We start from the raw sequence: 17,357 nt of genomic DNA on the forward strand, positions 1-17,357 counted from the left end.
GGTTATTGGTTTAAGTTAAATTTATTTGAAAGAAAAATCACTCCAAATAAAGCTCTTAAAAATGGTCTTTTAGGGCACTTTAAAATAACTTTAACATCCTCGATCAAAGTAGTTTCTTCGTCTAAGAATTTAAAGATCAAAGACGAATTTCCTTTTTTGAATAATGACGAAAAAATACTGCTTCCCAATTCATTGTGACGATACAGAATATCCAAAAGCAGTAAATCGTAAAACCAGAACCGGCTTCTTTTATGAAATGATGTCATCTTAATTGATGACGAAGAATAGAGAAACTCCACCAAATCACCTGATTTTTTATCGGCATTTCTAAACGTATAACCTGTACTGGCTTTGGTCCACCCTCCGGCAGTTCCAATATTCAAAACTCTTTTGGTATTCTTCTTCCAGAACGGATAACAAGTCATTGGGATACTTCCCTGCTCCTTCTCTACAATATCATACTGCTCAATGCCTCGTTTTTCTAAATAGATCTGAATCTCGTTTTCATACTCCGCCGTTGAAAGCAATTTCTCCGAAAATAAGGTATACTCAACCAAAGCTTCTGTTTTAGAAACCGGCAGTACATACATAAATCTAGTATTCCCTTTTTGTTCTACCGAAAAATCCATGAAAGTAGCCTGTTCTGGGTTGAAGACTTCCTTTTCAGATTTCACATACCAACCCACAAAATGCTGTTGCAGAACGGGATAATTCATTTGACTTAATGCAGTTGACGAGGTATAAATACTATTCAGTAAATAATTACAAGTGTACCTATTCTCTTCTGAACCTACAAAAACATGGGTTTCGAGTTCGTTGATATTCGTTACTTTCTCGTTTGAAAAAGTAATATTAGAATGTTTGGACAACTCTTCAAAAACAAAATCATAAAAGTCTAATCCCCGAATTTGATGGTACTGATAGGGTCTCAGGTCTAAATCACGTTTGAAATTTTCGTTAGCAAACAAGGCCGAATCCCATTTTTTAAGAACAATCGGACTCCAGACTGAATCTTCTTTTTCCCAAAAGCACCAGGTTCGGTCATTGGTCTTTTTCACATCCTGATCCAACAACAAAAGCGATTTATCTGCAAAATTCCCCGACAGTACCATTTTGTAAACGGTCATCAAAGCTGCTAAACCTGTTCCGGTAAAAATGTAATCGAAGTGTTTGATTTGCGAAGAATTCATCTTCAAAAATAAGGAATTTTATTTTTGCAGCTTTTCTAAGAGCAGTTTAAAATCGGCAGGTTTCAGATAACTGTTATACTGAGCAATAATTTCATACTGCTCGTTCAAAACACATAAAACGGGACATACAATTTGATTGTTGATGGTTCCGAGCTGCAATGCCAGCTCATGAACGCCAACATTGTTACCCGTAGGTTTGTATTTAAAAATGTGTTTGTTAAAAGTAATCGCTCTCTTTTCTTCGGCATTCAAATCGATGAAGTAGAAGTCTGAATTAAGTTTTTCAATGATTTCCTGATTTTTGAAGGTTGTCGATTTCATTCTTTGACAATACTGGCACCAATCGGTATGAATGAAAACAATGATTTTCCGTTTTTGAGTTTGCTGTAAAGCATCTACTTCCTCAAAAGTTCTGCCTTTCAGCTGGCAAAATCCTGTTGAAGTTATTCCGAAGAAAAAAATAAGTAGAAATAGCTTTTTCATTGTTTTGTTTTTTTCAACAGATTGTAAAGGATTGCTCTTTTGCCACGAATTCACGAATTAAATTGTAAATCTTTATCTAAAAAAAGTGGTAATTCGTGAATTCGTGGCGAATAAAAAAACATTTATTAATCTGTGACTTATAAATTTACCTAAAATTGTATCGCAATCCTAAAAACCCTCGAATGGTCTGATTTTGTCCGTAAACATAAGTGGTATCAAAAGTTAAACCGTATGGATTATCCGGTGTAACCAGTACTTTTCCCGCCGAATCATATTGTACATTTTTATCAAAAGGATCATTGGTTCTCGAAATCAAAAACGGATTATTCTGTTTTGGAGTAAAGTTCAGCAAATTCTTGATTCCCCCATAAAGTTCAAAATTCTTCCAGCCTGTAAACGTAAACTGAATATTCTGAATGCTGTACCAAGGTGAATTTGGATTTCTCGGATCGTACTCATTCAACAATGGCAATTTCATTGGACTGTAAACATTTCCGGTGTAATCAAGCACCAAATTCCAAGGGTTTATTTTATACGAGACACTCCAGGTTCCGGTAAATCTTTCGGTTAAGAAAGGTCTCTGTGAAATTTTGTCCTGAACATTTTTATTGTCTAAAACGGTTGCTCCTAAAATAAACTTTAACCCATTTGTAAAATTAACATCGACATTCGTACTGATTCCCTGACTGAGAGCATAACCATCGATATTGTCGTAAATGATCTTATTGGGATCGGTTTCGTAGTCTGAAATGATTTTATTACTGAAACGAGTATAAAAAGCTGTTGTTTCGATTCCGACAAAAACTCCGTTGTCAAAGTTTATTTTCTGAATATAATTCAAATTAACGTTTACTGATTTTTCCGGTTTTAAATCACTTTTAAGCACCACATCTCGTGATCCCGTAAGCGCTGCATGATCTTCGGTAAACAAATTCACCACTCTGAATCCTGTTCCGGCATTTAACCTAAAAATCGTATTTTCATTTGCCTTAAAACGATACGCAAATCGGGGTGTAAAAATAGAACCATGAATAGAATTATAATCGTATCGCGCCCCTAACAAAACCTGACTCTTTGGCGAAAATGTGATCTCGTCCTGAACAAAAATTCCCGGCAACCAGGTTTTTTCGGCATTTTTTGTTGCCGGCGTATTGTCGTCATAGTAGGAATATCGGCTTGCTATTCCGGCAAGAAAATCATTGCTTCCTATTTTTTTATCCCAGGTTAACTGCAGGAAGCCTATTTTTTGATTCGCAATATACGACGTCGTTCCGTAACGGCTGTCCTGATAATGTACATTCCCCGAGAACGATAACATCAGTTTTTCTTCAAAAGGCAGTTGGTAACTTCCAATTAATTCTCCCCTTTTCGTATAAATACTTTCACCGTAAATTTCATTACCTCCACGGTATTTTCTTTCCCAACGAACATCTCCTCCCCAACGGTCTTCATACATACCACGTGCTGCTATGGTAAAAAGACGGTTGTCGTTTCGATGAAAACTCCATTTATTAAAAACCGAAATCCTTTTAGAAAGCGTCACATCGGTAAAATTATCGTTGTCTTTATCGATAACCTGATCGTAATTGAAATAGTTAACTCCTAAAAGTGAAGTGGCCTTTTTTCCGGCATTAAATTTCATTCCAAGATCGAGATTGTTTTCTAGATACGTTGTGGTAAAATAATCTGCCGAAAAAACCGGAGCGTTTGTTGGGTTCTTGGTAATAATATTGATTAATCCCCCAACAGCCTCACTTCCGTAAAGAGAAGAAGCCGGACCTTTTACAATTTCTATTCTTTCCACCAGAGAATTCGGAATTCCGGACAAGCCATAAACAGTTGAAAGGCTGCTGACAATTGGCATTCCATCGATCAAAACCAAAGTATACGGGCCTTCGAGACCGTTTATATGAATGTCTCCCGTATTACAAACCCCGCAATTTAACTGTGGCCGAACGCCGTTTATGTTTTGAAGCGCATCGTAAATACTCGGCGTTGGATTCTTCTTAAAAAAAACAGGGGAATAAACCTCAACCGGAACAGCACTTTCCAAACGTTTAACTGCTTTTAAAGTTCCCGAAACTACTACTTCATTCAATTGATTGTCTGTATCGTCCAATTCAAAATCATACGCTTGAACAGTACCCTTCCTTACGTCGATTTTCTTTTTTGAAGTCTGAAAACCTACCAGAGAAACCTGAAGCGTATAATTTCCAACCGGTACATTTTCGAAGTTATAATATCCTAAACTATCCGTAACCGATCTGTATTTTGTCCCCAATAAATGTACGTTTGCCAACTGCAATTGATGGCCATCACCTGAAATAATTCCGGAAACAGAACTGGTTTCCTGAGCAAATGAAAACTGCAAACAAAAGAAAAGCAGCATCAAAAATAGTTTTTTCATTATTATAAAATTAAATTTAGACAAAACTAAAAATTAAATTTGACAAATAGTGTTCCTGACGCAAAAAACTTTAATCTAACTTCAATTCAAGGTTTTGCAGCTATTTTAATCACATGGAATTGTTATCCGATTTAACCTAAAAATGATTCATCAATCAGTTCTTTATTCATCGAAGCCCCGGCAAAAGATCCGGAAGAAACAGCCATAGCAACAGATCGCGCCTGAATATGACAATCACCACTGGCAAAAACTCCGGGAATTGTTGTTTTTTGAAATGCATCTACTTCCAACAAACCTTGTTCTGTTAATTCGCACCCTAAAGCTTCCGGAAGTGGGCAATGCTGCTCAAAAGGCGCTCTGAAATAAATAGCTTTTACTTCAATTGCCGCCTGACTTTTGAAAATAAGCTGCTGAATATTTCCGTTTTCCTGTTTTACGCCAGCAATCTCATCTTCTATAACCTTAATTTTATGTTGCTGTAAAATTTGAGATTGCGCTGTGGTAAAAGTTGATTTTCCGTTCGTTAATATTCTTAAATCCTCTGTCCAGTTCGAAATTAGTTTTGCATATTCGAACCCCATATCACCATTAGCGATAATCGCTGTTTTTTCGTTTTTGACTTCATAGCCGTGACAATACGGACAATGCAATATTGAAATTCCCCAGCATTCCCTAAAACCATCAATTTTGGGTAGTAAATCTTTTATTCCGGTTGCAAACAATAACTTTTTAGAAATGAACACTTTTCCGGATTCTGTTTTGATTTCAAATCCTTCTTTTGTTTTCATTGCCTGAATTGCTAATCCGTTATAAAAATGAACGGTATCGTAAAAATCGACCTGAATTAAGGCTTTCGCCGAAATAACTTCGGGTCTTTCACCATCCTGTGTGATAAAATTATGTGAATAAGGCGTTTGTCGGTTACAAGGCAAACCACTGTCTATCACCAAAACCTGTCGCAAAGAACGCCCCAGACTCATTGCAGCCGAAAGCCCACTATAACTGCCGCCAATAATTATAACATCGTATTTATTGTTCTGTATCACTATATACTATTTTTAAGAAGTTCTTGGTATGGGAAATAGATCTTTCTTCGGGAAAAATCCGTCCTGATAATCTACAATCTCATCTGGCGTACAAAGGCACTTTTCAAGCTCTTCCAGAATTTCTGTTTCTTTTATTTTCTGACCAATAAAAACAAGTTCATTGAGTCTGTCGCCGAAATTAGAAGTCCACCGTTCTTCTATAATATCCTGAAATTCAACAAAATTATTAAAGGTCATTCGTTCACTTAATGGCATGCTTGCCCACCAGACTCCGGCCCCTTCGGCTTTCATTGATCCACCGGCCTGACTCCAGTTTATGGCTTGTTCCGGTCGGGATGCCATCCACAGCAGTCCTTTACTTCGAATGATGCTGGCGGGAAAATCGGATGTAAAAAAATTCCACAATCGATTGGGATGAAAAGGCCTGGGATCCCGAAATACAAAAGAACTAATTCCGTATTCTTCTGTTTCAGGTGTATGAATACCTTCTAATTCCCGAATCCAACCCGCTGAATTCTCGGCTTCTTCATAATTGAATAATCCCGTGTTCATAATTTCGTTTGGATCTACTTTGCCTGAAACCGAAGTGATTATTTTCGCCACAGGATTCAGCTTTTGAATAGAAGCTCTCAAAAATTCTAATGATCTGATACTAACGAGATCTGTTTTATTCAAAATGATAACATTAGCAAATTCTACCTGATCTACCAGAAGGTTGACGATCGTTCGATTGTCATTTTCAAGATCAGATAAGTTTTGCTCCCGCAGTGTTTTGGCCGAACCAAAATCTTTAAAAAAATTAAAACTATCTACAACAGTCACCATGGTATCGATGTAACTAAATCTGGACAAGTCAATATTTTCCTCTTCGTTCACAAAAGAGAAAGTCTGCGCTACCGGAATCGGTTCGCTGATACCTGTACTTTCGATAAGCAAATAATCAAACCTGCTTTCTTTGGCCAGTTTTTCAACTTCAAGCATTAAATCTTCCCGCAAGGTGCAACAAATACAGCCATTCGTCATTTCGACCAGTTTTTCTTCCGTTCTCGACAAGGTATACTCCTTCTTCACGAGCTGCGCGTCTATATTAACTTCACTCATGTCATTTACGATAACAGCAACTTTAAGGTTTTCTTTGTTGTGAAGAATATGATTGAGAAGCGTTGTCTTTCCTGCACCAAGAAATCCGCTTAAAACGGTTACGGGTAGTTTTTTCATTACTAAATGTGTTTGTGGTTTTTATAATTTAGAAGATGTCCGATAATCATTCCAATACCGCCAATAAGAATCAGATCCAAATGAACATCCAGTATCATTTCACTCAGAATACTGATCCAAATCAGAGATATCGATAAAATCAAAGTTATAGCGACTAAAAGACTTGATTTTTTAATAATTTTGAGGATTGCAATTAAACCTATTGAAGCAAAGGTCAAATCGATAAATGGATTATGACTAATGCCCAAAGGCAAAATAGTAAGTAGCGGAAATATCAGACAATGAACCAGACAAATGGCAGCACTTGAGATTCCTAATATATCGTAAAAAGGCGTCGTTGTTTTCTTCATTTTCAGTACATTTGCTTAATGCAATTATGTTGCAAATATAGAATTTTATTTTTAATGCAACATTGTTGCATTATTTTTTTTAATGCTCTAAAAATGAAAACAACAAGAAATACAGCAGCAAAGACAGCGGTTCTAGAGATTTTTGACAAATCTAAAACCGCCCTGTCTCATACCGAAATTCACAAACAGATTGATGATTTGTGCGATCGTGTGACCGTTTACAGAATATTAGACCGGTTAGTAAATGAAGATATCGTTCATAAAATTGTGAATCTTGACGGTACCGTAAAGTATGCCAAATGCCATCATCATGCTCAAAGAGTACACATTCACAATCACGCTCATTTTAGCTGTGAAAAATGTCTCGAGGTCACTTGTCTTGAAAATGTAAAACCGAGCTATATTATTCCACACAATTATAAAGTAAATGAGATAAACTTCACCTTGTCAGGATTGTGTCCGAATTGTTTGAATTCAAACAATTAAGATTTAGACTTGTCTAAAAATATTGTTGTGCAGATATAATTTATCCCTATATTTGTTCAAACAACATTTTTACAATGACCAAATCTTTAGAAGAAGTACACCAATCGGTTGCTACACAACATAAAAAAACAGGATTTAGAAAAATATTAGCCTTTTTAGGACCGGCTTACCTGGTAAGTGTCGGTTATATGGACCCGGGAAACTGGGCAACAGATATTGCCGGCGGAAGTCAGTTTGGGTATTCTTTACTTTGGGTTTTACTGATGAGTAATTTGATGGCGTTGCTGCTTCAGAGTTTAAGTGCAAGGCTTGGAATTGTGACCCAACGTGATTTGGCACAGGCATCGCGAGAGACTTACTCCAGATCTATCAATTACATTTTATACTTTTTAGCTGAAATTGCTATTGCCGCCTGTGACCTTGCCGAAGTTCTGGGAATGGCGATCGGAATTAATCTTTTATTTGACATACCGTTAATCGAGGGGGTTTTAATTACCGTATTGGATACTTTCTTATTGTTATTCCTGATTAACAAAGGAATTCGAAAAATGGAGGCTTTTATTATTGTATTGGTGGCTATCATTGGATTCTCCTTTATATTCGAAATGATTTTTGCAGAACCTGAACTGGATAAAGTTATTTACGGTCTGGTTCCTTCAATTCCAAGTTCTGCCGCTTTGTACATTGCCATCGGAATTATTGGTGCCACGGTGATGCCTCACAATTTGTATTTACATTCATCACTTGTACAAACCCGAAAATTCGACAGGACTCCGGCCGGAATCAAGCAGGCATTGAAATACAACTTTATAGATTCGACTATCGCCTTAAACCTGGCCTTTTTTGTAAATGCTGCCATTCTAATCCTTGCAGCTGCTACCTTTTACAAAAACGGAATGTTTGAAGTGGCTGAAATTCAGGATGCGCATCAATTTCTCGAACCTTTACTGGGAACTAAATGGGCGCCTATTTTATTTGCGGTGGCTTTAATTGCTGCGGGGCAAAGCTCAACTGTAACAGGAACTTTAGCCGGTCAGATTGTAATGGAAGGTTACCTGAATTTACGCATCCAGCCTTGGGTACGAAGAATTTTAACACGATTGATTGCCATCGTACCTGCCGTAGTAGTCATTTTAATTTATGGCGAAAGCGTAACAGGGAAATTATTAATTCTAAGTCAGGTTATTTTGAGTTTACAACTTGGTTTCGCGATTATTCCGCTGATTCATTTCGTGAGCGATAAAACCAAAATGAAAGGTTTTCATATTTCAAGAACGACACAGGTAGCCGCATGGGTTATTGCTTCGATTATCGTAACTCTGAATGCAAAGCTGGTGTATGACGAAATCACTTCGTGGCTGCAAAACTCTGATAACCCAACCGTTCTCTGGTTGACAGTGGTTCCGCTTGCTTTTGGATTTCTGGCTTTATTACTTTACATTATTTTCAAACCTTTTGTCACTAGAATAAAGTCAAATATCGAGAATCATTCTCCACATCATTTAAAATTGGTCTATACGCCAAAAGAAAGTTATGGCAAGAAAAATATAGCCATTACAGTCGATTTTTCTAAGGCCGATGAAGCTGCACTAAACAATGCCTTTGAACTGGGCGGAATCGACGCGCAATACACCTTAATTCACATCGTTGAAACTGTTGGAGCTTTGATGTATGGAGGCAATGTCGACGATCATGAAACAACTATCGACGAAAAGCTATTATTAGAATACAAAGAGATGCTGTCTTTAAAAGGTTTCAAAATCGAAACGGAACTTGGCTTTGGAAAACCCAACAGTGTTATTCCGGAAATCATCAATCTTGGTAATTTTGACATTTTAGTAATGGGAACCCATGGCCACACCGGACTAAAAGATATTTTGTTTGGCACAACGGTAGACAAATTGAGACACAAAATTTCTATACCTTTGCTAATTGTTAAAAAATAGTTCTTTTTAAAAGGAACAAAGGTTCAGAGCCGCAAAGGGACAAAGCTTTTAAAACTATGAACCTTTATCCCTTTGTAACTTTGAACCTCAAAAAATAAAAAAATGACTTTTTCAGAAGAAAACTATCTTAAATCCATATACCACCTTACGGCTTCAAACGATGCTGAAGTGAGCACTAATGCCATTGCCGAAATGATGGAAACTAAAGCTTCATCAGTTACCGATATGCTTAAAAAATTGTCGGAGAAAGATTTAGTCAACTACAAAAAGTATCAGGGTGTTTCGCTGACGGAGAATGGAAAACTGGCCGCCAAAATGATTGTTAGAAAACATCGCTTATGGGAAGTCTTTTTAGTAGAAAAACTCAACTTTTCCTGGGATGAAGTTCATGATATTGCCGAACAGCTGGAACACATCAAATCCGAGCAACTCATTAATCGTCTGGATGACTTTTTGGGAAATCCGACCGAAGATCCGCATGGAGACCCGATTCCCGATGCCAACGGACGGATTGTTAAAATCGAAAAACAATTGCTTTCAGAATTAACAGAATATCAAACCGGGGTTTGTGTGGGTGTAAAAGATACTTCCTCAGAGTTTTTAAAGTATCTGGACAAACAAGGAATTGCTTTGGGTTCTAAGATTGATCTTTTATCGAAAGAATCATTTGATCTGTCTGTCAAAATTAAAGTAGACGGAAAAGAACTGTCTATTTCGAATAAAATTGCGTCTAACTTGTTTGTCAAGCTGGTTTAGAGGTTTGTTATTCGTTAATGGATAAAGATTTTTTTAGATCTCCATAAATGAGCCGAGCCTACGGCTCTCAATCTTGTGGGAATTTATCATTTGGACGGATTAAAATCCGTCCCTACAAAATTAAAGAACGAGCCTATGGCTCTCTTTTAATCATAGCTTCAGAAAACTTCAGAGAAATGGCAAATGATGTCGCAATAGATTTTAATTCGATAATCTGGAAACACACCATACCATTAAAGTTCAAAAGGAACGGAACATATTGTAGCAACGGATTTTAATCCGTTTACCCAAAAAATGCAAAAACACAATAGAGTTCCATCGGAACGAGGCCTTTGCTTCAAACCATTTCTCTACAAAATAACCGTAACGATAAATAGTATCCTTTAAACAATCCCTTTCTCGATCATTTCCAGCATTACCGGAGAAGCGTTTTTAAACGTTGGCGGCTGTTCGATAATACTTCCTGCATTCTTCTTGTTCACCTTAAACGTCAAGTCATTATCTGTGGTAAACAATAAGGCTGTTAAAAATGGATTTTTAATATAAGTTCCTAATACCAATAGCGCTTCGTCTAAGGTATGAACGCTTTCAATTTCTTCCGTTTTATAACGAGTTGTTAAAGAAATAGAGAAGGTATTATCTTCATTCAAAACCAAGCGAAAATAGATGTTTTTAATCTCGGTATCGCCCATTGTTTTAGCCAAAGTCAATTTTGCGAAAGTTCCCGCCTGGATGCTTTCTTTAACTCGTTCACAAAAAAGGGCAAATATTGGTTCGTACATTTTTTTAAGGTTCTAAGGTTCTAAGTCTTTTACCGCTAAGATCGCTAAGATTTACACAAAGGACACAAGAAAAATTAAAAACTTGGCGAACCTTGCGTAAATCCTTGCGGTCTTAGCGGTTATGAAAAAATTTATTTTCCGGTAAATTCAGCTTTACGTTTTTCTAAAAATGCCGTTGTTCCTTCCTTGAAATCCTGAGTTCCGAAACATTTCCCGAATGATTTGATCTCGGTGTCAAAACCATTTTTACCATCGGTATAGTTCGCATTGATCGCTTTTATGGCTTTAGCGATTGCAAATGGTGCATTTTTAATAATTTTTTGAGCGATTCCGGTAGTAAAATCCAAAAGCTCTGCTTGTGGCACTACATGATTCACTAAACCGTATTGTTTGGCCTCTTCGGCACCAATCATAGCAGCGGTCATAATCATTTCCATCGCACGGCCTTTCCCTACTAATTGTGGCAAACGCTGCGTTCCTCCGTAACCCGGAATCAATCCTAAAGTTACTTCCGGCAAGCCCATTTTAGCATTGTCTGAGGCTACTCTGAAATGACAAGACATGGCCAATTCCAATCCACCGCCAAGAGCAAAACCATTTACAGCCGCAATTACAGGTTTTTTCAAACCCTCAATAAGATCAAATAAAGTTTCCTGTCCTTCTGCCGCCAATTGCGCTCCTTCGATGATGGTATAATTGGCGAATTCCGAAATATCAGCTCCGGCTACAAATGCCTTCTCCCCACTTCCGGTGATAATGATAACACGAACATCATCATTTTTACCCAACAACTTCACTGCTTTACTTAAATCACTTATTGTAGCTTTGTTTAACGCATTTAATTTGGTAGGTCTATTGATGGTTACGGTCGCAATTCTTTCTTCGATTGAGATTAAAATATTTTCGTAGTTCATGATGCTAATTTTATGAGTTTGTTATCGGTAAAGAAACTCTGAATGTCGTTCCTTTTCCGTAAGTTGATTCAAAGGTAATTGTTCCTTTGTAATTTTCGATGATGTTTTTGATAATTCCGAGTCCAAGTCCCATTCCGCTTGTTTTTGTGGTAAATTTTGGCTCGAAAATTCTGCTGATATCCTGTTTCTGAATTCCGATCCCGTTGTCTTTTACCGCAATTTCAACATCGTCATCGATTCGTTTTACAGTAACTACAATCGATTTATGAAATTGGCTTTCCGGGATTGCCTGTGTTGCATTTTTAACAAGATTGGTGATAACCCGTATCAATTGTGTACGATCCATCTTGGAGATAATTTCCTCCTCTTCACTTTCAAAAACGATATAATCTTCATTGAAAATATCTAATGAAAGCTCAACAACCTCAACCACGTTTAAGGTTTCGTTTTGTTGCGCCGGCATCGAAGCAAAATTCGAGAATGCCGATGCCACCGCTGTCATGGTATCAATTTGCTGGATTAAGGTCTCTGAATAATCCTTTAGTTTTTGCTTAACATCCGGTGCAGTTGGATCAAACTTACGTTGAAAACTCTGCACAGTCAAACGCATTGGTGTAAGCGGATTTTTGATTTCATGGGCGACTTGTTTCGCCATTTCGCGCCATGCCTCTTCACGTTCACTTTGGGCTAATTTTATAGCACTGGTTTCCAATTTATCCACCATTCCGTTATAAGCCTTGATTAGGAAATTGACTTCCTTACTGTTGGCTTCTAAAACGATCTTCTCGTTTTTCTGGTCTAAGTTTGTTTCTTCCAGTTTATCGGAGATTGTTTTTAGTGATTTTGTAATATAAGTCGATAAAAAATAAGCCAATCCAAAAGCCACAATAAGCATGAAGGAATATACCTGACTTAAACGAATCAAAAAGGTATTGAGCTCATTGTCGTAGTACCCGTCATCTTCTAAATAGGGAAGGTTTAGAATCCCAAGAGGTTTGAACTTTTCATCTTTAATCAAACTGTAAGACGATCTGTTTTTAACGCCATCAATGGTTTTAATATCTACAAAACGTTTTTCGATAGAAGAACGTACTAATTTCAGGATGTACTCGGGAATTGGGGGGGCAACTTTATCAACGGCGAAAGATTCTTTGGAAGATTTCAATAATTTACCATCAAGACTGTAAATATTGATTTCGATTTTATGAATCTGAGCCAGTTCGTGTATTTTATCTTTAAAGATTAAATCCAGATTGGCGGTTTTTAAAGGATATGTTGTTGTGGAAAGCACATAATTAATGTGTTCTTTTACGGCATTTTCTTTGCGCTCGAGACGTTCCTGATGGTATTCTTTTGCTTCATTTTTAAACTGAATAATGGAAATAGACGCTAATAAAAACGATGCCACAACAATCAATACAATCATCGACAGGAAAATCCTGGTACGAAGCGAAAGCATTGACATTTTAAAGTTGTTAAACATAGTTTTTGTTTTGTTTGTTTCAGGTTTCAGGTTTCAGGTTTCTTTGCGTTTGGCAACTTGAAACTTGAAACCTGAAACTAAAAAAACTATTTCCTCTCTCTTATTCTTTTATAAAATCTAAACCCCAACATGATCAAAACTGAGAATAAAATAATTCCGATCACACCAAAAATCCAGTTGATGGCACTTTTTAAAACCACTAAAAAAACTACTGCAAATAGTATGATGGTAGCACCTTCATTCCATAAACGCATGAAGTTATTGGAATATTTCACCTCATCATTCTGCAATTGTTTAAAAATCTGATGGCATTTAAGATGATAGAGATACAATAGAAATACAAAACACAATTTTACATGCATCCAGGGCATTTTAAGCCAGGCGTTACCCAAATCCGTAAAAAGCAGCATCCAAAAAGCAAAAATGCTCGCCAATATTGCTGAGGGCCATGTAATAATGTACCACAAACGATAGGCCATTATTTTGTACTGTGCCTGCAAAATTTCTTTCTCGGGAGACGGTTTTTCACTGGCTTCTATTTGATATACAAATAAACGCACGATGTAAAATAATCCTGCAAACCAAGTGATTACAAATATAAGATGTAGTGATTTTAAGTAATTGTAGTACTCCATCATAAAGTCTTTTTTCTTTACTCTTTATTCTATTTTCTATTTCGCCCAATCGTTAATCCAGTTACCTACCGTTTGGCACCACTCGTCGTCGTCATTCAAACAAGGTATTGCCAAAAACTCTTCGCCTCCGTTTGCTTCAAAATCTTCTTTGGCACGCATTGCGATTTCCTCTAAAGTTTCTAAACAATCCGAAACGAAAGCTGGTGTTACAACCGCCAAATTTTTGATTCCTTTTGCTGGCATCTTATCAATTTCAACATCAGTATAAGGCTCCAGCCATTTGTCTCCCGCTAAACGTGACTGAAATGTTAAGCTATACTTATCTTCAGGAAGTCCTAATAACTTCACGACTTGCCTGGTTGTTTCATAACATTGATGACGGTAGCAAAAATCATGCGCAGGTGAAGGTGTATTGCAACAAGATCCGTCAATTTTACAGTGTGATTTCGTCACATCGGTTTTACGAATATGGCGTTCCGGGATTCCATGGTACGAGAACAATAAATGATCGTAATCAAAACCAACCAAATGTTTCTGAATAGAATCAGCCAGATTCTTGATATAATCCGGTTTATTGTAAAACGCAGGAACATCAGTAAAAGTCATTTGTGGAAATTTTTTCTTACGAATTTCTTCTGCCTTAACTAAAATAGTCAAAGTCGAAGCCATCGCATATTGCGGGTATAAAGGGAAAAGCAATACCTCTGTAACACCTTTTTCATGTAATTCCTGAAGTCCTTTTTCGATGGTCATACTTCCGTAACGCATTGCTAAAGCAACCGGTACATTTACCAAAGGCTGAACCTTTTTTTGCATTCTTTCAGAAAGCACGACCAAAGGAGAACCCTCATCCCACCATATTTTCGCATAAGCATGTGCTGATTCTTCCGGTCTTTTTCTTAAAATAATACCACGAACCAACAAAGCTCTTAATAAAAACGGAACATCGATCACGTATTTATCCATTAAAAATTCGTCTAAGTATGGTTTTACATCTTTTGGTGTCGGACTATCCGGAGATCCTAAGTTTACTAATAATACGCCTTTCATTATGTTTTTTTGCTTTAGGCTTTAAGCTCTAGGCTTTAAGCTTTTAATATGTTTGTTTTTAAAAATTTCGTCAAAAGTAGCGCTTGCAGCTTTTTAGAAATATGATAAATGTTACTTTTTGTTTATTGTCGAATATCAAAAATTGATTCGTTAGAAATTTTCACTCAGATTTCGCAGATTCTTTCAAGTTCATTTCTGAAATTGCCCCGGCACTTTATTATCGTTCCGGTTGTTTAAAACTTAAACATTAGCGTTAATCGACATCAAATACTTTTTCGGAGTTGTAGCAAACTTCTTTTTAAATGCTGCAATAAAATGACTTCCTGTGCTATAACCAATTTTCAATCCAACTTCGTTCACATTATACGAACCGCTGTCGAGCAGTTTTCGGGCGAAATCCATTTTGTAATCAAATAGGAATCCGTACACTGTATCGCCATAAATTTGTTTGAAACCCATTTTTAGTTTCTTCAGATTTAGACCAATCTCATCTGCCAGTTCCTGCAAACCTGGTGGCTCAGCCATATTTGCGATGATAATTTCTTTGGCTCTTCTTATTTTCAAAACATTATCCTCATCAATAAGGAATGGACATTGTTCCGCATTTGGATCTTCGGTTCTGTTAAAATACAGACTCAGTAATTCATATCCTTTTCCTTTATAATAAAGATTTTTTATGGACGGATGCAGGTTGTAATGAAACAGCTGACTCAGCACAATAGCCATAGAAGGACTAATATTTCCTTCATTATAATATTTTTTGTCCTTATTATCAGGACTTAAAAAAGTAATATAATCTGCTTCGGCAGAAAACAACGCGTGAAATTTTTTGATCGATACGATTACCGAAATCACCCAGGAATTTGGAGAAAGTTCTAAATTCAATGGTAATTCTTTTTGTGGATTGTACAAAAGGAGCGATTTTTCTTCTTTCAATTCCAGAGCATAAGTTCCCTGATTGAACAAAAATTTAGCATTGCCTTTTATCCCAAAGTGAAACTGTATCAGACCACTACCTACTTCATGCTGCCCCAAAAAGAGCTCTGAACTGTCGTTTTGAAAACGAATCAGCGTAAAGTCATCTTCGATTTTAATAATTTCCTGAGAACTCATAGCGATATTTTTTTGAAACAAAAATTAGCGTAAACGGAGAATGTTATTTAGAATCACTCTAAACAAACCTTTTCTAACAACTTGATTTTGCTACAAAAATACTTCTTTTTGCATAAAAACAGCTGTTTAGAAACAAAAAAACATGTAGCGATACAAAAAGTACTTTTAGCGTTATTTTTCTAAACACTATAATGATAATTTTGTTGCACTTTTATGAAAGTGAATTTATGGAAAACAATAACGTACCGAAACACCTTTATTTTTATTCAGTTGGTCTGAGTTATAAAAAAGCTGATGCTGAGGTCAGAGGTCAATTTAGTCTGGATGCAGTTGCCAAAACACATTTGTTGGAACAGGCTAAAAAAGAGGGAATAGAAAGTTTAATTGTCACTTCGACTTGCAACAGAACCGAGATCTACGGTTTTGCAGAACATCCTTTTCAATTAATAAAGTTAATTTGCGATAATAGTAACGGATCTGTTGATGCTTTTCAAAAAGTAGGATTTGTTTATAAAAATCAGGAAGCGATCAATCACATGTTTCGCGTAGGAACCGGCTTAGACAGCCAGATCTTAGGTGATTTTGAGATTATCTCTCAAATCAAAACCAGTTTTACCCATTCGAAATCAATGGGTTTAGCCAATGCTTTTTTGGAAAGACTGGTAAACGCCGTGATTCAGGCGAGTAAAAAAATCAAGAACGAAACAGAAATCAGTTCAGGAGCCACTTCGGTTTCTTTTGCCTCGGTACAATACATTCTTAAAAATGTAGAAGATATCGGAAACAAAAACATTCTGCTTTTCGGAACCGGGAAAATAGGGAGAAATACCTGCGAAAATTTAGTAAAACATACTAAAAACGAGCACATCACCTTAATCAACCGTACGAAGGACAAAGCAGAGAAATTAGCTGGAAAACTGAATTTGATTGTTAAAGATTACTCCGAATTGCATCTTGAGCTTCAAAAAGCCGATGTGGTTGTGGTAGCAACCGGGGCTCAAAACCCAACCGTTGATAAAGCGATCCTGAATCTTAAAAAACCTTTATTGATTCTGGATTTATCTATTCCGAAAAACGTTAATGAAAATGTTGAGGAGTTAGAAGGCGTGACCTTGATTCACATGGATTATTTATCACAGTTGACAGATGAAACGCTGGAAAACAGAAAACTGCATATTCCTGCTGCCGAAGCCATTATAGAAGAAGTTAAAGAAGAGTTTATAACCTGGACTAAAGGCCGTAAATTTGCTCCTACCATTAATGCTTTGAAAGAAAAACTGAACGCGATTAAAAACTCGGAATTAGATTTTCAAAGCAGAAAAATTGCTGATTTTAATGAGGAACAAGCTGAGATTATCAGTAACCGAATCATCCAGAAAATCACTACTCATTTTGCCAATCACTTAAAAGACGACGATACCATGGTTGATGAAAGCATCGAATGGATCGAGAAAGTCTTCAAAATAAAAGCATCTTAATTTTAAACACATAGAAACAC

At 36.7% G+C, this 17,357-nt stretch carries 17 protein-coding genes; 5 read left to right on the plus strand and 12 right to left on the minus strand.

Features of this window, described 5'->3' with window-relative positions; genetic code table 11:
- Window positions 1–2: 2 nt before the first annotated feature.
- The 6 genes from OLM58_RS06955 to OLM58_RS06980 all read right to left on the minus strand — a co-directional run bounded on the left by OLM58_RS06955 (window position 3) and on the right by OLM58_RS06980 (window position 6,694).
- Window positions 3–1,190, minus strand: a complete 1,188-nt coding sequence (locus tag OLM58_RS06955) for a lycopene cyclase family protein (protein WP_264532430.1) — start codon at window positions 1,188–1,190, stop codon at window positions 3–5.
- 18 nt (window positions 1,191–1,208) lie between these two features.
- On the minus strand, window positions 1,209–1,673 hold the full coding sequence (locus tag OLM58_RS06960) for a thioredoxin family protein (RefSeq protein WP_264531725.1): 465 nt from the start codon (window positions 1,671–1,673) through the stop codon (window positions 1,209–1,211).
- A gap of 145 nt (window positions 1,674–1,818) precedes the next feature.
- The gene (locus OLM58_RS06965; protein WP_264531726.1) at window positions 1,819–4,080 is read right to left on the minus strand and encodes a TonB-dependent receptor; all 2,262 of its coding nucleotides are present in this window, start codon (window positions 4,078–4,080) and stop codon (window positions 1,819–1,821) included.
- Between the two features lie 131 nt (window positions 4,081–4,211).
- Entirely contained in the window at window positions 4,212–5,126 is a 915-nt protein-coding gene (locus OLM58_RS06970) for an NAD(P)/FAD-dependent oxidoreductase (protein ID WP_264531727.1), read from the minus strand.
- 12 nt (window positions 5,127–5,138) lie between these two features.
- Entirely contained in the window at window positions 5,139–6,344 is a 1,206-nt protein-coding gene (locus OLM58_RS06975) for a GTP-binding protein (protein WP_264531728.1), read from the minus strand.
- 2 nt (window positions 6,345–6,346) lie between these two features.
- Window positions 6,347–6,694 carry a MerC family mercury resistance protein gene (locus OLM58_RS06980; protein WP_264531729.1) on the minus strand — a complete coding sequence of 116 codons (348 nt, stop codon included), beginning with the start codon at window positions 6,692–6,694 and terminating at the stop codon, window positions 6,347–6,349.
- A 93-nt stretch (window positions 6,695–6,787) separates the two neighbouring features.
- On the opposite strand from OLM58_RS06980, the gene OLM58_RS06985 reads away from it, so the two are divergent.
- The 4 genes from OLM58_RS06985 to OLM58_RS07000 all read left to right on the plus strand — a co-directional run bounded on the left by OLM58_RS06985 (window position 6,788) and on the right by OLM58_RS07000 (window position 10,160).
- Window positions 6,788–7,180 (plus strand): Fur family transcriptional regulator, encoded by a 393-nt coding sequence (locus tag OLM58_RS06985; protein WP_017495834.1) that lies wholly within the window; start codon window positions 6,788–6,790, stop codon window positions 7,178–7,180.
- 74 nt (window positions 7,181–7,254) lie between these two features.
- Window positions 7,255–9,126, plus strand: a complete 1,872-nt coding sequence (locus OLM58_RS06990) for an Nramp family divalent metal transporter (RefSeq protein ID WP_264531730.1) — start codon at window positions 7,255–7,257, stop codon at window positions 9,124–9,126.
- A gap of 102 nt (window positions 9,127–9,228) precedes the next feature.
- Window positions 9,229–9,882: a metal-dependent transcriptional regulator gene (locus tag OLM58_RS06995; protein ID WP_264531731.1), complete on the plus strand. Its 654-nt coding sequence runs from the start codon at window positions 9,229–9,231 to the stop codon at window positions 9,880–9,882.
- Window positions 9,883–9,929: 47 nt separating this feature from the next.
- On the plus strand, window positions 9,930–10,160 hold the full coding sequence (locus tag OLM58_RS07000) for a hypothetical protein (protein WP_264531732.1): 231 nt from the start codon (window positions 9,930–9,932) through the stop codon (window positions 10,158–10,160).
- A gap of 105 nt (window positions 10,161–10,265) precedes the next feature.
- Here OLM58_RS07000 and OLM58_RS07005 read toward each other — a convergent pair whose 3' ends face one another.
- The 6 genes from OLM58_RS07005 to OLM58_RS07030 form a co-directional block, all read right to left on the minus strand.
- Window positions 10,266–10,664 carry a hypothetical protein gene (locus OLM58_RS07005; protein WP_070906287.1) on the minus strand — a complete coding sequence of 133 codons (399 nt, stop codon included), beginning with the start codon at window positions 10,662–10,664 and terminating at the stop codon, window positions 10,266–10,268.
- Between the two features lie 131 nt (window positions 10,665–10,795).
- Entirely contained in the window at window positions 10,796–11,578 is a 783-nt protein-coding gene (locus OLM58_RS07010) for an enoyl-CoA hydratase/isomerase family protein (RefSeq protein ID WP_264531733.1), read from the minus strand.
- 10 nt (window positions 11,579–11,588) lie between these two features.
- The gene (locus OLM58_RS07015) at window positions 11,589–13,004 is read right to left on the minus strand and encodes an ATP-binding protein (protein WP_264532431.1); all 1,416 of its coding nucleotides are present in this window, start codon (window positions 13,002–13,004) and stop codon (window positions 11,589–11,591) included.
- A gap of 143 nt (window positions 13,005–13,147) precedes the next feature.
- Window positions 13,148–13,696, minus strand: a complete 549-nt coding sequence (locus tag OLM58_RS07020; protein ID WP_070906285.1) for a CopD family protein — start codon at window positions 13,694–13,696, stop codon at window positions 13,148–13,150.
- 36 nt (window positions 13,697–13,732) lie between these two features.
- Entirely contained in the window at window positions 13,733–14,746 is a 1,014-nt protein-coding gene (gene hemH / locus OLM58_RS07025; protein WP_264531734.1) for a ferrochelatase, read from the minus strand.
- A 240-nt stretch (window positions 14,747–14,986) separates the two neighbouring features.
- The gene (locus tag OLM58_RS07030) at window positions 14,987–15,859 is read right to left on the minus strand and encodes an AraC family transcriptional regulator (RefSeq protein ID WP_017495824.1); all 873 of its coding nucleotides are present in this window, start codon (window positions 15,857–15,859) and stop codon (window positions 14,987–14,989) included.
- Between the two features lie 227 nt (window positions 15,860–16,086).
- Between OLM58_RS07030 and hemA the strand changes: the two genes are divergently transcribed.
- On the plus strand, window positions 16,087–17,337 hold the full coding sequence (gene hemA, locus OLM58_RS07035) for a glutamyl-tRNA reductase (RefSeq protein WP_017495823.1): 1,251 nt from the start codon (window positions 16,087–16,089) through the stop codon (window positions 17,335–17,337).
- Window positions 17,338–17,357 lie beyond the last annotated feature (20 nt).

Source organism: Flavobacterium sp. N502540 (assembly GCF_025947365.1).
Taxonomy (GTDB): domain Bacteria; phylum Bacteroidota; class Bacteroidia; order Flavobacteriales; family Flavobacteriaceae; genus Flavobacterium.

Excerpts from the sequence above, each read along its gene's own strand:
- OLM58_RS06955 (WP_264532430.1), bottom strand. The coding sequence starts at position 1,190 with ATGAATTCTTCGCAAATCAAACACTTCGATTACATTTTTACCGGAACA.
- OLM58_RS06960 (WP_264531725.1), bottom strand. The coding sequence starts at position 1,673 with ATGAAAAAGCTATTTCTACTTATTTTTTTCTTCGGAATAACTTCAACA.
- OLM58_RS06965 (WP_264531726.1), bottom strand. The coding sequence starts at position 4,080 with ATGAAAAAACTATTTTTGATGCTGCTTTTCTTTTGTTTGCAGTTTTCA.
- OLM58_RS06975 (WP_264531728.1), bottom strand. The coding sequence starts at position 6,344 with ATGAAAAAACTACCCGTAACCGTTTTAAGCGGATTTCTTGGTGCAGGA.
- OLM58_RS06980 (WP_264531729.1), bottom strand. The coding sequence starts at position 6,694 with ATGAAGAAAACAACGACGCCTTTTTACGATATATTAGGAATCTCAAGT.
- OLM58_RS06985 (WP_017495834.1), top strand. The coding sequence starts at position 6,788 with ATGAAAACAACAAGAAATACAGCAGCAAAGACAGCGGTTCTAGAGATT.
- OLM58_RS06990 (WP_264531730.1), top strand. The coding sequence starts at position 7,255 with ATGACCAAATCTTTAGAAGAAGTACACCAATCGGTTGCTACACAACAT.
- OLM58_RS06995 (WP_264531731.1), top strand. The coding sequence starts at position 9,229 with ATGACTTTTTCAGAAGAAAACTATCTTAAATCCATATACCACCTTACG.
- OLM58_RS07000 (WP_264531732.1), top strand. The coding sequence starts at position 9,930 with ATGAGCCGAGCCTACGGCTCTCAATCTTGTGGGAATTTATCATTTGGA.
- OLM58_RS07005 (WP_070906287.1), bottom strand. The coding sequence starts at position 10,664 with ATGTACGAACCAATATTTGCCCTTTTTTGTGAACGAGTTAAAGAAAGC.
- OLM58_RS07010 (WP_264531733.1), bottom strand. The coding sequence starts at position 11,578 with ATGAACTACGAAAATATTTTAATCTCAATCGAAGAAAGAATTGCGACC.
- OLM58_RS07015 (WP_264532431.1), bottom strand. The coding sequence starts at position 13,004 with ATGATTGTATTGATTGTTGTGGCATCGTTTTTATTAGCGTCTATTTCC.
- OLM58_RS07020 (WP_070906285.1), bottom strand. The coding sequence starts at position 13,696 with ATGGAGTACTACAATTACTTAAAATCACTACATCTTATATTTGTAATC.
- hemH (WP_264531734.1), bottom strand. The coding sequence starts at position 14,746 with ATGAAAGGCGTATTATTAGTAAACTTAGGATCTCCGGATAGTCCGACA.
- OLM58_RS07030 (WP_017495824.1), bottom strand. The coding sequence starts at position 15,859 with ATGAGTTCTCAGGAAATTATTAAAATCGAAGATGACTTTACGCTGATT.
- hemA (WP_017495823.1), top strand. The coding sequence starts at position 16,087 with ATGGAAAACAATAACGTACCGAAACACCTTTATTTTTATTCAGTTGGT.